At 72.4% G+C, this 14,624-nt stretch carries 12 protein-coding genes and 3 pseudogenes; 11 read left to right on the top strand and 4 right to left on the bottom strand.

Annotated elements, in window-relative coordinates; all coding sequences use genetic code 11:
* Positions 1 to 49 precede the first annotated feature (49 nt).
* The 3 genes and pseudogenes from AB0447_RS10875 to AB0447_RS10865 all read right to left on the bottom strand — a co-directional run.
* Positions 50 to 169, bottom strand: a pseudogene (locus AB0447_RS10875) (FAD-dependent oxidoreductase); the annotation flags it as partial.
* Positions 170 to 291: 122 nt separating this feature from the next.
* Complete coding sequence (locus AB0447_RS10870) at positions 292 to 1,218, bottom strand: glycoside hydrolase family 19 protein (RefSeq protein WP_366476254.1); 927 nt, start codon at positions 1,216 to 1,218, stop codon at positions 292 to 294.
* A gap of 119 nt (positions 1,219 to 1,337) precedes the next feature.
* Positions 1,338 to 2,003, bottom strand: a complete 666-nt coding sequence (locus AB0447_RS10865) for an NAD(P)-binding domain-containing protein (protein WP_366476253.1) — start codon at positions 2,001 to 2,003, stop codon at positions 1,338 to 1,340.
* A gap of 111 nt (positions 2,004 to 2,114) precedes the next feature.
* Between AB0447_RS10865 and AB0447_RS10860 the strand changes: the two genes are divergently transcribed.
* The 10 genes from AB0447_RS10860 to AB0447_RS10815 all read left to right on the top strand — a co-directional run bounded on the left by AB0447_RS10860 (position 2,115) and on the right by AB0447_RS10815 (position 12,979).
* On the top strand, positions 2,115 to 2,519 hold the full coding sequence (locus AB0447_RS10860; protein ID WP_366476252.1) for a helix-turn-helix domain-containing protein: 405 nt from the start codon (positions 2,115 to 2,117) through the stop codon (positions 2,517 to 2,519).
* Between the two features lie 61 nt (positions 2,520 to 2,580).
* Positions 2,581 to 3,570 carry a DJ-1/PfpI family protein gene (locus tag AB0447_RS10855; RefSeq protein ID WP_366476251.1) on the top strand — a complete coding sequence of 330 codons (990 nt, stop codon included), beginning with the start codon at positions 2,581 to 2,583 and terminating at the stop codon, positions 3,568 to 3,570.
* An 81-nt stretch (positions 3,571 to 3,651) separates the two neighbouring features.
* Positions 3,652 to 4,239, top strand: coding sequence for an isochorismatase family protein (locus tag AB0447_RS10850; RefSeq protein ID WP_366476250.1), 588 nt, complete (start codon positions 3,652 to 3,654; stop codon positions 4,237 to 4,239).
* Between the two features lie 136 nt (positions 4,240 to 4,375).
* A complete protein-coding gene (locus AB0447_RS10845; protein ID WP_366476249.1) occupies positions 4,376 to 5,401 on the top strand; it encodes a LacI family DNA-binding transcriptional regulator in 1,026 nt (341 codons plus the stop codon).
* Between the two features lie 195 nt (positions 5,402 to 5,596).
* On the top strand, positions 5,597 to 6,904 hold the full coding sequence (locus AB0447_RS10840) for an extracellular solute-binding protein (protein WP_366476248.1): 1,308 nt from the start codon (positions 5,597 to 5,599) through the stop codon (positions 6,902 to 6,904).
* Between the two features lie 17 nt (positions 6,905 to 6,921).
* Entirely contained in the window at positions 6,922 to 7,833 is a 912-nt protein-coding gene (locus tag AB0447_RS10835) for a sugar ABC transporter permease (protein WP_366476247.1), read from the top strand.
* Entirely contained in the window at positions 7,830 to 8,657 is an 828-nt protein-coding gene (locus AB0447_RS10830; protein ID WP_366476246.1) for a carbohydrate ABC transporter permease, read from the top strand. The genes AB0447_RS10835 and AB0447_RS10830 overlap by 4 nt, the downstream gene beginning before the upstream one ends.
* Before the next feature lie 103 nt (positions 8,658 to 8,760).
* Positions 8,761 to 10,137 (top strand): GH1 family beta-glucosidase, encoded by a 1,377-nt coding sequence (locus AB0447_RS10825; RefSeq protein WP_366476245.1) that lies wholly within the window; start codon positions 8,761 to 8,763, stop codon positions 10,135 to 10,137.
* A gap of 73 nt (positions 10,138 to 10,210) precedes the next feature.
* Complete coding sequence (locus AB0447_RS10820) at positions 10,211 to 11,635, top strand: glycoside hydrolase family 16 protein (RefSeq protein WP_366476244.1); 1,425 nt, start codon at positions 10,211 to 10,213, stop codon at positions 11,633 to 11,635.
* Between the two features lie 69 nt (positions 11,636 to 11,704).
* A complete protein-coding gene (locus AB0447_RS10815) occupies positions 11,705 to 12,979 on the top strand; it encodes a glycoside hydrolase family 64 protein (protein ID WP_366476243.1) in 1,275 nt (424 codons plus the stop codon).
* Here AB0447_RS10815 and AB0447_RS10810 read toward each other — a convergent pair.
* Positions 12,948 to 14,369, bottom strand: a pseudogene (locus tag AB0447_RS10810) (amino acid permease); the annotation flags it as partial. The gene AB0447_RS10815 and the pseudogene AB0447_RS10810 sit on opposite strands and share 32 nt — an antisense overlap.
* A gap of 66 nt (positions 14,370 to 14,435) precedes the next feature.
* Here AB0447_RS10810 and AB0447_RS10805 point away from each other — a divergent pair.
* Positions 14,436 to 14,609: pseudogene (locus AB0447_RS10805) on the top strand (transposase); the annotation flags it as partial.
* Positions 14,610 to 14,624: the final 15 nt, after the last annotated feature.

Genomic DNA, 14,624 nt, shown 5'->3' with positions numbered 1-14,624 from the left:
GCGCAGGGCGACGGCCCAGGGGTGGGCCGGCTGCTGGCCCATCCGGCCGGGCCCGGCCGTCGGCGAAGGCGATGTGGCCGAACTCGGCGCCCCTGCCCCAGGTCGGTTCGAAGTCGGTGCGCAGCTCGACGGGGTGCTCGGTGATGGCGCGCAGGACGGTCGAACCGCTGAGCTACCGCACCCGTCAGGCGCTGCTCACCGCGCTGGTCCGACGGCTGGTCGCGCTCGACCAGGCGGAGTTGCAGGCCGCGGGCTGGTGGCGGCCGCCCTCAGGTGACGGCCGCCCTCGGGTCAGCAGCTCAGGTTGTTGCCCGGGGTCACCCCCAGCAGCTGGGTGAACTGCTGGTACTTCGTCACGCGGCTCTGCACCTGCGCTGGGTTGCCGCCGTTGCACTCCAGGGAGCCGTTGATGGAGCGGATGGTCTCGCCGAAGCCGGCGCCGTTGACCATGGCCGCGTGCGCGGTCATGGTGCCCGGCCCGTTCTGGGTGTTCCAGTACCACAGGGCGGTCTTCATGGCGATGGCCGGGTCCTGCTCGACGAGGTAGGGGTTGGCCAGCAGGTTGATGCCGAGGGCGTCGCCCGCGGCCTTGTAGTTGAAGTTCCAGCTGAGCTGGATGGGGCCGCGGCCGTAGTAGGCGGCCTGGCCGGCCGGGCAGCCGTAGGGCTGTGAAGCATCGCAGTAGTGGGGGTAGTTGGCGGTGTTCTGCTCGACGATGTGGACCAGGCCGCCCGTCTCGTGGGAGACGTTGGCGAGGAAGGCCGCGGCCTCCCGGCGCTTGGTGGTGTCGTCGCCGGTGTTGGCGAAGCCGGGGTAGGCGGAGAGGGCCGCGACCAGGCCGTTGTACGTGTAGAACGGATTCCGGTTCGGGAACATCTGGTTGAACTGGGCCTCGCTGACCACGAATCCGGACGGGTTCCCGGTGCCCGGGTCCGGGTCCTGCCCGCCGCCGTTGCCGCAGGCGCCCTGGTCCGCCCACACGCCCCACTGGCCGGTGGTGCCGGGGGTCTCGCCCTGGGTCCACCATTTGGCCTGCCAGTTGTGGCCGTTCCGCGAGGCGGTCATGCCGCCCGTGTACACGGCGGTCGCGGACCACGCGGTGGCGCAGGGGGCGGCCGCGGAGGAGGTGGCGGGCAGGGCGAGTGCGGAAAGCCCGGCGACGGCCGCCCCGGCGGTTACCAGGGCGAGGGTGTGGCGGCGTAGTGTGCGGGTGCGCATCACGTAACTACTCCTTGAGTGGGGGGAGTTGCCGTGGCGGAGGCAACTCCTCCACTCAAGCGAAGGTGGTCTGGACCTGTCAAGGTCCAGACCATTCCCGGGGTGTGGGCAGGCCCCTCCTAGTCGTCCACCGCCCCCGGGGCCAACGCAGGGGCCGGGAAGGCGAATCGGGCCTCGGCGCCCGACCACCAGACCCCGATCGCGAAGACCGCGGCCGCCTCCAGCAGGCCCGCACGGGCCAGCCCGCCGCAGGGCAGCGGTGTACAGCCCATCGAGGTGATCAGCTCGGCGACCCGCGCGGCGGCGTCCGCTGCGTCGGTGCAGAAGGGGACCGCCAGGGGCGCCCCCTCGAACGCCGGGCGCTCCAGGGTCCAGATGCTCTCGTGGCACACCCCGAAGGCCTTCACCACCCCGGCGCCGGGGGCGGCGTCCGAGATGATCCGGGCCATCGAGGTGCCGCCGCCCGGCCCGCCGGTGGTCAGGGCGGGGCCGTCCGCGCCCGGGGCCATCGGGACGGTGCAGTCGATCACCGTCCGCCCGCTGAGCACCTGCGCCAGCTCCCCGGCCAACTCCCCGGCCGCCTGCGCCGGTACGGCCAGCAGGACGAGCTCCCCGTGGGACGCCGCCTCCGCCAGACTGCCGTGCCCGGCCGCGCCGGTACGCCTGGCGGTGCGGGCGGCCGCCTCGGTGTCCCGCCCGCCCACCCGTACGTCGTGCCCGGCGCGCACCCAGGCGCCACCGAGGGCCGTGGCCATCGCCCCCGTACCGAGAATGCCGATGCGCATGTCCTTGCTCCCGTCCGTGTCGTGGAACGTGAGGTGCGGTCCTCACGGCAGGGACGCTAGGCGTGCCGATGCGCACCACATGGTGTGCATCGGGACGGGCAGGATGGGCCCATGGGGCGCGGAGCGGACGAGCACGAGCACGAGCACGAAGAGGAGCGGGACCTGGGTGGCGGCGCATTCGCGGCCGACTGCCGGGCGCGGGTGGCCTTCGAGGTGCTCGCGAACCGATGGGACAGCGTGGTCGTCTTCGTCCTCGGGGAGACGGGTCCCATGCGGCCGCGCGCGCTGCTCGCCCGCATCGGCGGGATCAGTCCGAAGGTGCTCAACGAGGCCCTGCGCCGCCTCGAGTACAACGGCCTGGTCGAACGCCGCGCCTATGCGGAGGCGCCGCCCCGCGTCGACTACGCCCTCACCGCTGCGGGCGCCGCGCTGCTGGACCCGATCCGGGCGATGGGCGCCTGGGCGGCCCGGCACGCCGACGACGTCCTCGCGGCGCAGGACCGCTTCGGCCGGTGATGGCCGGATGTGACAGAGAGCCGTCATTGCAGTCATGAGGCGGTGCCGTGACGATGGACGCATGCCCGCTCCCGCTCCCCACCGCGTCGTCATCGCGGTCTTCCCGGACGTCGACCTGCTCGATGTCACCGGCCCGGCCGAGGTCTTCGCCCTGGCCAACCGGGAGACCGGTGGCCGGGCGGCCTACGAGGTCCGCCTGGCGGGCCCCGAGGCCGGCCCGGTCGTCACGTCGGCCGGCGTGCGCCTGACGGCGGACCTGGCCTTCGCCGACGTGGGCGCCGCCGTGGACACGCTGCTGGTGCCCGGCGCCGTGGACCTGCACCCGGACGGCCCGGTGGCCCGGGTCGACGGCACCGTGGTGGAGTGGGTCAAGGCCACGGCACCGCACGCGCGCCGGATCGCTTCGGTGTGCGTGGGCGCGCACCTGCTCGCCGCGGCCGGTCTGCTGGACGGGCGGCGGGCGACCACACACTGGTCGACCGCGGCGCAACTCGCCGCCGACCACCCGCAGGTGAAGGTCGATGCCGACCCGATCTTCGTCCGCTCCGGCCGCGTGTGGACCGGAGCGGGCATCAGCACCTGCCTGGACCTGGCGCTCGCCCTGGTGGCCGAGGACCACGGCGAGGAGTCGGCCCTGGCCGTGGCCCGGCAGCTGGTGATGTACCTCAGGCGGCAGGGCGGCCAGAGCCAGTTCAGCGTGCCGCTGAGCCGGCCCGCCGCCGCCCGCAGGGACATCGACGAGCTGCGCGTGTTCATCACCGAGCACCTCGACGACGATCTGTCGGCAGCCGCGCTGGCCGGGCGCATGTGCCTGAGCGAGCGCCACTTCGCCAGGGTCTTCCGCCAGGAGACCGGCACCAGCCCGGCCGCCTACGTGGAAGCCGCCCGGGTCGAAGCGGCCCGCCGACTGCTGGAGACCACCGACCTGCCGCTGGAGCAGATCGCGGCAACGGTCGGGATGGGTTCGGTGGAGACACTGCACCGCGCCTTCCGCAAGCAGATCAGCGCCACCCCGGCCTCCTACCGCCGCCGTTTCCGCACCACTTCCTGACTCTTTCCGCCACGCGGACCGCCGCATCATCCGCGGCCCCGCTGCCATGCCTGTTTCCCACCGGAAAGGAACCTTTCATCCATGAATGCCTCTGCGACCCTGCGCGATGTCATCGGTCTCGACAACACGCTGCCGCGCCTCGGCGAAACCACCCTGATCCTGATCGATTTCCAGAACACCTACCGCACCGGCGTCATGGCCCTCGACGGCGCCGAGCCCGCCCTTGCCGCCGGAGCCCGCCTGCTCGCCGCCGCCCGCGCGGCCGGCACACCGGTCGTCCACGTCATGGACGCCGGCTACGACATCAGCTCCGAGCTCGGCGCCATCAGCCCCGAAGTGGCGGCCGCCGACGGCGAACCGGTCGTGGTCAAGCAGGTCCCCAACGCCTTCCACAGCACGGATCTGGAGAAGACCCTGCGCGACCTGGGCGCCGGACCCGACCTTGTGCTGGCCGGGTTCATGACCCACATGTGCGTCACCTTCACCGCCCAGGGCGCCTTCAACCTGGGCTACCGGCCCACCGTCGTCGCCGAAGCGACGGCCACCCGCTCCCTGCCCGCACCCGACGGCAGCACCCTGCCCGCCGCCACCCTCCAGGCGGCGAGCCTGACCACCATCGCCGACCTCTTCGGCCCCGTGGCCCCCACGGTCGAACACCTCACCGGCTGACCGCCGGACGAGCGGGGGTGTACCCGGGTACGCCCCCGCTCGGGCTCAAGGGAGCGCTCTCAGCGGACCGGTGGGAGCGGATATCCTGCGGGCGGCCCAGTCATCCGCCGTCCGGCTGCGACCCGAGGAGTCATCCGTGCCCGAGCAGTCATCCGGTCGCCGCCCGACGCTGGAAGCCGTCGCGGCGCGGGCCGGGGTCTCCCGGGCCACGGTCTCCCGGGTCGTCAACGGCGGGGCCGGCGTGCGGCAGCCGGTGGTGGACAAGGTGCGCCGGGCCGTGGACGAGCTCGGCTACCTGCCCAACCCCGCCGCCCGTACGCTCGTCACCCGCCGCACCGGAGCCGTCGCGGTGATCATCCCCGAGCCGGAGGTCCGAATCTTCTCCGATCCGTTCTTCTCCCGGCAGCTCCGCGGCATCAGCAAGGAACTGACCGCCCACGACACCCAGTTGGTGCTGCTCCTGGTGGAGGGCCCGGGGGACTACGACCGGATCGCCCGCTACCTGGCCGGCGGGCACGTCGACGGCGCCCTCGCCTTCTCCCTGCACACCGACGACCCGCTGCCCCGGATCGCGCAGCGGATCGGCCTGCCGACGGTCTACGGCGGCCGCCCCGACGGCTCGGCCGCGGTGGCGTACGTCGATGCCGACAACCGGGGGGGCGCCCGCACGGCCGTACGCTTCCTCGCCGATCAGGGGCGCCGGAGCATCGCCCACATCACGGGTCCGGCCGACCAGACCTCGGCGGCCGACCGGCTGGCCGGCTACCGCGACGTGCTGCTCGACGGGGACCCCGCCCTGGTCGCGGACGGCGACTTCACGGTGGAGGGCGGCGCCCGGGCGATGGCCGTCCTGCTGGAGCGCCGGCCGGACCTGGACGCGGTGTTCGCCGCCAACGACCTGGCGGCGGTCGGCGCGCTGCGGGTGCTCCGCGAGCAGGGTCGGCGCGTCCCGGAAGACGTCGCGCTGATCGGCTTCGACGACATGCCGTCGATCGCGGAGTCCACCGACCCGCCGCTGACCACCGTGCACCAGGACATCGAGGGGATGGGCCGGCTGATGGCCCGGCTGCTGCTGCGCGGCCTGGACCGGGGCCCCTCGGAGGCCGTCCTGCCGTCCTCGGTGATCACCCCGACCAGACTGGTCCGGCGTACCTCCGCCTGAGCCGGCCGTACCCCGCCGCCTGAACTCTTCGGCTGTGTTCAGGACTTGGGGACAAACGCCGCCCCGAGGGCGCAATCCCGCACCGAACCGGGCCGGTGCTGTTCGAGGTATTGACGGGGACCCGCGTGACGGGCACGCTCCATCCCGTCCTTGAGAGCGCTCTCAGAAACAGATTCCTCGATCAGGGAGACCGCCATGCCCCTCGCCCGAGCCGCCCGGAGCACCACCGTCCGTCTGGTCGCCGTCGCGCTCGCCGGGACCCTGCTCGCCTCCTGCGACTCCGGTACGTCCACCGGTTCCGCCGGCTCCGGGAAGGCGGGCGAAATCACCCTCACCATCGACCTGTTCGGCTCGTTCGGCTACCAGGAGGCCGGGCTCTACGCCGAGTACGAGAAGCTCCACCCGGGCGTCACCATCAAGCAGACCGACACCGAGGACGAGCAGGACTACTGGAAGTCGCTGCAGACCCGGCTCGCGGGCGGCGGCGGCCTCGCCGACGTGCAGGGCATCGAGGTGGGCCGGATCGCCGCGGTCACCCAGCGGCAGGCGGACCGGTTCGAAGACTTGAACGCCTACGGGGCCGCGGCACTCAAGGGCGCCTTCGCCGACGCCAAATGGTCGGCCGCCACCACCAAGGACGGCAGGGTGCTGGGCCTCGGCACCGACGTCGGCCCCGAGGCCATGTGCTACCGCACCGACCTGTTCCGGGCCGCCGGCCTGCCCACCGACCGCGAGGTCCTCGCCCGGAAGTGGTCCACCTGGCAGGGCTACCTGGACCTCGGGCGCCAGTACAAGAAGAGCGCCCCCGCCAAGACCGCCTGGCTGGACAGCGTCGGCAGCCTCTACGCCGTGATGACCGGCCAGGCCGCCGAACGGTACTACGACACCTCCGGAAAGCTGGTGTACGAGGACAGCCCGGCCGTCCGGACCGCCTGGGACACCTCGGTCACGGCGGCCGCGGACGGTCTCAGCGCCGAACTCGACCAGTGGTCACCACCGTGGAACCAGGCCTTCGCCGCCGGATCCTTCGCCACCATCCCCTGCCCCGCCTGGATGCTCGGCTACATCAAGGGCCAGGCCGGCGACGCCGGCAAGGGCAAGTGGGACGTCGCCCGCCTGCCCAGCGGTGCCGGAAACTGGGGCGGCTCGTACCTCGCCGTCCCGCGCGCCGCCCGCCACAAGAAGGAGGCGTACGACCTCATCCGGTGGCTGACCGCCCCCGAGCAACAGGCCAAACTCTTCCGGAAGCAGGGCCAGTTCCCCTCGGCCGTCGCCGCGATCACCGAGGTGGCGGACGCCAAGGACCCCTACTTCTCGGACGCCCCCATCGGCCGGATCTTCGGCGACGCCGCCAAGGCCGCGCCCGTCCAGGTGCTCGGAGTCGACGACAAGACCATCGCCGACCAGATCGTCAACGCGCTGAGCGAGGTCGAACGCAAGGGCACCGCGCCGGACAAGGCCTGGGAGACGGCCCGCCGGGGCGTGAAGAACGCCACCGGCTGAGGAAGGGGCAACGCGCCATGACCTCCCCCTCCCCCCGCCGGCCCTGGCAGGCCGTCTCCCCGTACGCCTACCTGGCGCCCTTCTTCACCCTCTTCGCCGCCTTCGGACTGTTCCCGCTGCTCTACACGGCCTTCGTCTCCCTCTACCGCGTCGAACTCCAGACACCCGGAACCATGGAATGGCGCGGCCTCGGCAACTACACCGCAGTCTTCGCCGACCCCTTCTTCTGGACCGCGCTGCGCAACACCTTCACCATCGGAGTCCTCTCCACCGTCCCGCAGCTGGCGATGGCCCTGGCGCTGGCGCACTTCCTCAACTACCGGCTGCGCGCCCGCACCTTCTTCCGTACCGCCATGCTGCTGCCGTACGCCACCTCGGTGGCCGCCGCGACCCTGGTCTTCGCCCAGCTCTTCGGCCGCGACTTCGGCCTGGTCAACTACCTGTTGGGGCTGGCCGGCATCGGGCCGGTGGACTGGCAGACCGGCACCGCCGCCTCGCAGATCGCCGTGTCCTCGATCGTCGTCTGGCGCTGGACCGGTTACAACGCACTGATCTACCTGGCGGGCATGCAGACCATCCCGGCGGAGCTGTACGAGGCCGCGGAGGTCGACGGGGCGTCCCGGTGGCGGCAGTTCGTCCACGTCACCCTGCCGGGGCTGCGCCCCACGATCGTCTTCACCACCGTGGTGTCCACCATCGGGGCCACCCAGCTCTTCGGCGAACCGCTGCTGTTCGAGGGCTCCGTCTCCGGAGGCATCTCGCACCAGTACCAGACGCTCGGCCTGTACCTGTACGAGCAGGGCTGGGGCTTCTTCCACCTGGGCCGGGCCGCCGCCATCGCCTGGGTGATGTTCCTGCTGATCGCGCTCCTGGTGGGCGCCAACGCCCTTCTGACGTCCCGCCGTTCACCCAAGGAGTCCGTACGATGACGGCACGCGCCCTGCGGCCCGGCCGGCTCGCCTACGCCGTCCTGATCCTCGCCGTCCTGGTCTCGGCCTTCCCGCTCTACTGGACGGTCGTCGCCGCCAGCCGCTCCAACGCGGACCTCGCCCGGGTGCCGCCCTCACTGGTGCCCGGACCGAACCTGCTGCACAACCTCCGGCAGGTCCTGGAGGAAGCCGACATCGGCAAGGCGCTGGTGAACTCCCTGATCGTGTCCGGATCGATCACCGTCGGCACCGTGCTGTGCTCCACCCTCGCCGGATTCGCCTTCGCCAAACTGCGCTTCCGGGGCCGCGGGCTGCTGCTCTCCGTCACCGTCGCCACCATGATGATCCCCCCGCAGCTCGGCGTGATCCCGCTCTTCATGCTGATCGCGCAGCTGCACTGGGTGAACCAGCTTCAGGCCGTGGTGCTGCCCGGACTCGTCTCGGCCTTCGGGGTCTTCTTCATGCGGCAGTTCCTGGCCCAGTCGCTGCCCGACGAACTGATCGAAGCCGCCCGCATCGACGGGGCCTCCACCCGGCGGATCTTCTGGTCGATCGTCGTGCCCGTCGCCCGGCCCGCGATGGCCGTCCTCGGCCTGCTCACCTTCATGACCGCGTGGAACGACTTCTTCTGGCCGGTCGTCGCGCTCTCCTCGCAGGAGCCGACCGTACAGGTGGCGCTGCGCCAGCTCGGCGGCGGCTACGTCCACGACCAGTCCGTGATCATGGCCGGCACCCTGCTCGGCACGCTGCCCGTGCTGCTCGTCTTCGGGCTGCTGGGCCGGCAGATCGTCGGCGGCATCATGCAGGGCGCCGTCAAGGGCTGACCCCGTCTAGGGGTGACCCCCGTCAAGGCTGACCCGGTCGGGGGCCGACCGCCGACCCCTGCCGGGCACCCCCGCCCCCCACCATCCCCTGGAGCTGCTTCCGATGACCACCACCCACCTGCGGTTCCCGACCGGGTTCCGCTGGGGCACGGCCACCGCCGCCTACCAGATCGAAGGCGCCGCCGCGGAGGACGGCCGCACCCCGTCGATCTGGGACACCTTCAGCAGGATCCCGGGCACGGTCCGCAACGGAGACACCGGCGACATCGCGGCCGACCACTACCACCGCATGCACGAGGACGTCGCCCTGCTCAGAACCCTCGGCGTGACCGACTACCGCTTCTCCGTCGCCTGGCCCCGCGTCCAGCCGACCGGCCGCGGGCCGGCCCTCCAGAAGGGCCTCGACTTCTACCGGCGGCTCACCGACGCGCTGCGCGACGCCGGGATCCGGCCCGTAGCCACCCTCTACCACTGGGACCTGCCCCAGGAACTGGAGAACTCCGGCGGCTGGCCCATCCGTGCGACGGCCGACCGCTTCGCGGAGTTCGCCTCCCTCACGGCCGAGGCGCTCGGCGACCGCGTGGCCACCTGGACCACCCTCAACGAACCCTGGTGCACGGCCTTCCTGGGGTACGCAGCCGGAATCCACGCCCCCGGCCGGACCAGTCCCGCGAACGCCCTGCGGGCCGCACACCACCTCAACCTCGCCCACGGACGGGCCGTCCAGGCCCTGCGCGCCGCGCTGCCGGGGGAGAGCGAGATCTCCCTGACCCTCAACCTGCACACCCTCCGCCCGCTGACCGGCTCCGCCGCCGACCGGGAGGCCCTCCGCCGGATCGACGCGCTCGGCAACCGGCTCTTCCTCGACCCCGTCTTCCACGCCCGGCTGCCGGAGGACCTGGTCCGCGACACCGCCGCGGTCACCGACTGGTCCTTCGTCGAGGACGGCGACCTGGCGGCCGCCGCCGCCCCCATCGACTCGCTCGGCGTCAACTACTACGCCCCCACCACCGTCGCCGCCGGCCGGTCCGAGACCCCCTCCCCGTGGCCCACCGCGGAAAACCACGTCCGGTTCCCCCGGCCCCCCGGCCCCCGGACCGCCATGGACTGGCCCGTGGACGCCGAGGGGCTGTACGAGCTGCTGACCCGGCTGCGCACGGAACTCCCGGGCGTGCCGCTGATGGTCACCGAGAACGGGGCGGCGTACGAGGACTACGCCGACCCCGAGGGCCGGGTCCACGACCCCGAGCGGGTGGCGTACCTGCACGGCCACCTCGCGGCGGTCCACCGGGCCATCGCGGACGGGGGCGACGTCCGCGGCTACTTCCTCTGGTCGCTGCTGGACAACTTCGAGTGGTCCTACGGCTACAGCAAGCGGTTCGGCATCGTCCACGTCGACTTCGCGACCCAGCGGCGGACCTTGAAGGACAGCGCCCACTGGTACGCCCGCGTCGTCGCCGAAAGCTCCCTGCCCGCCTGACGGGCCGGCCCAGTCCGCCCCGTCCGGTCCCGCCCCCCAAAAAAAGAAGATCAGCCCCTGAGAGAGGACTCCCATGAGAGACACACCCGCTGCACGCGGGATCCTGCGGCGAGCGGCCCTCGCCGTGGCCGCGCTGCTCGTCCCGGCGGCCGCCGTGCTGGTCTCGTTACCGGCGAACGCCTCCATACCCGCGGACCCACCCGGATGGACCGCGGTGTTCCGCGACGACTTCACCGGCCCGGCCGGCACGGGCGTCAACACCGCCGACTGGCAGTACACCACCGGCACCGGCTATCCCGGCGGCCCGGCCAACTTCGGGACGGGCGAGATCGAGACCATGACCGCCAGCACCGCCAACGTCGCACTGGACGGCAGCGGCAACCTGCGCATCACCCCGCTGCGCGACGCCGCCGGCCAGTGGACCTCGGGCCGCATCGAGACCCGGCGCTCGGACTTCCAGCCCCCGGCGGGCGGCAAGCTGCGCGTCGAGGCGCGGATCCAGATGCCCGATGTCACCGGCCCGGCGGCGAAGGGATACTGGCCCGCCTTCTGGATGCTCGGCGCCCCCTACCGGGGCAACTGGTGGAACTGGCCGGGCATCGGCGAGCTGGACATCCTGGAGAACGTCCAGGGCATCAACCAGGTCTGGGCCACCATGCACTGCGGCACCAGCCCCGGCGGCCCGTGCCAGGAGAAGTCGGGCATCGGCGGGCAGCGGGTCTGCGCCCCGGTGTCCTGCCAGGCGGGATTCCACACCTACGCCGTCGAGTGGGACAAGAGCCTCAGCCCGCAGGAGATGCGCTTCTACCTCGACGGCGTGCCCTACCACACCGTCCGGGAGAACCAGGTCGACGCGGCGACCTGGACCGATGCCACCAACCACGGGTACTTCCTCATCCTGAACGTGGCCATGGGCGGCGAGTTCCCCGCCGCGTTCGGCGGCGGCCCGGACGCCGGGACCCAGCCCGGCAAGCCGATGGTCGTCGACTACGTCGGGGTCTGGCAGAGCGGCCCCGGCACCACGCCTCCGCCCACCAGCCCGCCGCCCACCACCCCGCCGCCCACCACCCCGCCCCCGTCCGGCAACCGCGACGCCTACGCCGCCATCCAGGCCGAGTCGTACGACGGCCAGGCGGGCCTGACCACCCAGGCCACCACCGACACGGGCGGCGGCCGGAACGTGGCCGGCGCGGCCAACGGCGACTGGGCGCTGTTCAAGGGCGTGAACTTCGGCTCCACCGCGGCGACCCAGTTCCACGCCCGGGTCGCGAGCGGCGCGGCCGGCGGAGTCAGCGGACTGGTCGAGGTCCGCCTCGACAGCCGCAGCAACCCCCCGATCGGCAGCTTCTCGGTCGCCGGCACCGGCGGCTGGCAGAGCTGGCGGACCGTCCCGGCGAACATCTCCGCCGTCACCGGCACCCACGACGTGTACCTGACCTTCACCAGCGGTCAGCCCGCCGACTTCGTGAACGTCAACTGGTTCGACTTCGGGCACTGAACCGGGCCGGGGGGCCGGTGCTCCGCGCGCCGGCCCCCCGGTCACCCTCCCCCCACCGGAAAGGCAGCCATGACGCCATCCGCCCACCGGCCACCCGCCCGCACCACATCCGCCCACCCGTCCCGCCCCCGGCGGCTTCCGGCCCCGCTCGCCCTTCTCGCCGCGCTCACCGCCCTCCTCTCCCTCGCCCTCCTCTTCCTCGGCACCTCCGCCGCCACCCCCGCCCGGGCCGTCGCAGCCGGCAGCTTCCCCATCACCTTCCGGAACGACACCCGGGGCGCGTACGCCGACTCCCAGATCCACGTGACCGTCCTCGGCCAGGTCACGCCGGGCCAGTGGTCGTACATGAAGCCCGACGGCACCATGACCCGCATCAACCACCTCGACGCCCAGGCACCCGGCCACCTCACCAAGAACGGCGTCGACTACCCCAACATGTCCTTCACGGTGGCGCAGGCCGGCGGCACCGTCCCCTCACCGCCCTCCATCCGCGGCGGCCGGATCTACCTCTCCCTCGGCTCGCCCCTCTACATCCCCGTCTCGACCGACGACCAGGGCTGGGGCGGCCCCGACCCGCGCAACCCGGCCGACCCCAACACCGATGTGCACTACGACTGGTACGAGTACACCTACGTCCACGGGCAGGTCGCCTTCGGCGGCAACACCACCCAGGTCGACCAGTTCGCCTTCCCGATGACCACACGCCTTCAGCAGGCCTCCAGCGGCTACGACGACACCCAGGGCATCACCCTCGGCCGCGCCGAGGTCATGTCCCGGTACGCGGCCGCCGTCGGGACCGCCTTCCGGCCGCTGCAGAACCGGTACCGGATCACGGCACCCCGCTCGGCGAACGCCTTCCTCGAAGGCGGCGCCCACGCCGGGTACCTCCAGTCGTCCATCGACCGGGCCTGGTCGCACTACACCGCCCACCCGTTCGCCCTCACCCGCCTCGGCGAGACCTTCACGGGCCGGGTGACCGGAGGCGTCCTCACCTTCACCAAGAACGGCGCGGGCCCCTTCGTGCTGCGCAAGCCGACCTCCCCGGACGTGGTGGCCTGCGCGGGCGCCCTCGCCTCCGGCAACGACATCGAGAAGCAGCTGGGCGCCGAGTTCTGCGCCGCCTTCAACCGCGGCGTGGCCCTGAACACCGCCGCCTGGTACACCCCGGCCGCCTACTATCCGGCCGGCAGCCCCAAGAACGACTACGCCGCCTTCTTCCACACCGTCGGACTGCACCAGCGCGCCTACGGCTTCCCGTACGACGACGTCAACGACCAGTCGTCCGTCCAGATCCTCGGCAACGCCAACCCGCCTACCGCGCTGACGCTCGGGATCGGCTGGTAGCGGCGCCGTCGTCGCTGCCGGCCGGGCCGGCAGCGATGCGGAAGCGCAGCCTGCAGATGACCGCGTCGGTGTCCCGGCGCACGGCGTGGGCGACGACCGCGCCGCGCCGGTTCTGCAGCAGCCGCTGCCACAGGCGGGCGGGTTCGGTCTCCGGGATCAGTACGGTGACCTGCGCGCCGGGGTGGGACGCGGCCAGCACCCGTACGTACCGCGAGACCGGCCGCCCCACCGCCCGCCGCTCCGAGGGGATGTCGACCAGCTCCACGCCGGGGTTCCACAACTCCCCGTCCCGGCGCAGGGCCTCCGCTGCCAGGCGGTCCTCCGGGGCGGGGTGGGTGACGGTGACGGCGTGGACCTCGTCGCCCAGCGAGCGGGCGGCCGTCAGGGCCCGGCAGGTCAGCTTGGAGAGCCCGGAGACGGGGACGCCGACCAGCGAGCGGGACCGGTGCGGCGACTGCGGCACACGACCCAGTTCGAGCCGGTCGCCGATCTGTGCGTAGGCGCGGTGGACCTGGCCGAAGGCCAGGACGAGCAGCGGCAGGGCGAGGACGATCAGCCAGGCGCCGTCGGTGAACTTGGTGGCGGTGACCACGACCGCCGAGACACCGGTCAGCAGCGCGCCGAAACCGTTGAGGGCGGCCTTGGCCCGCCAGCCGCGCGGCCGCTCGCCGTACCGGTGCCGGACCATGCCGACCTGGCAGATGGTGAAGCCGACGAAGACACCGATGGCGAACAGCGGGACCAGGGTGTTGGTGTCACCGCCGGAGAACACCAGCAGCACCGCGAACACGGCCGCCAGCCACACCACACCGTGCCGGTGCACCTGCCGGTCGGCCTTGAGGGCGAAGAAGTGCGGCAGGTGGTTGTCCCGGGCCAGCAGGCTCATCGGCACCGGCAGCCCGCCGAACGAGGTGTTCGCGGCCAGCGCCAGCAGCACCACGGTGGCGAACTGCACGACGTAGAAAGCCGCGTTGTGGCCGAAGGACGCGTCCGCGAGCTGGGCGAGCACGGTCACCCCCTCCACCGGCCGGAGGTGGAAGCGGCCGATCAGCACCGACAGCCCGATGAGCATCACGCCGAGCAGCGCGCCGAGCGCCACCTCGGTGCGCTGGGCGCGGCGGGCGGCGGGAGCCCGGAAGGACGGCACGGCGTTGGCGACGGCCTCGACGCCGGTCAGCGCCGAGCAGCCGGCGGCGAAGGCCTTGAGCAGCAGGAGCGCGCCGACCGCGGTGGCGCCCTCACCCAGCGCGGAGGCGTGCCCGGCGGCGGAAGCGGTGCTGACCGGCCCGTCGCGGAACAGGCCGACCGTGATCACGGCGAGGATCGAGCCGACGAACACGGCGGTGGGCAGCAGGAAGGCCTTGGCGGAGTCGACGATCCCGCGCAGGTGGCAGCTGTCCGCCGAGGACACCCCCGGCGGCGGCCTCACCATGGTCCTCACCCAACCCGGCGAAGCAGCCGGGGTGGCCGACCGCCGGCCTTCGACAAGCAGGTCTACGAGCACCGCAACGTGGTGGAACGGTGCTTCAACCATCTCGAGCAGTGGCGCGCCATCGCGACCGGGTACGACAAGACCGCCCAGTCCTACCAAGCAGCCATCACCCTCGCATCGCTCCTGATGTGGGCGTGACACTTTGACAACTCC

It is taken from the genome of Streptomyces sp. NPDC051211, assembly GCF_040689505.1.
Lineage (GTDB): Bacteria > Actinomycetota > Actinomycetes > Streptomycetales > Streptomycetaceae > Streptomyces.
Note: the sequence above shows the minus strand (reverse complement) of the source record. Positions and strands in the feature narration are given on the sequence as shown.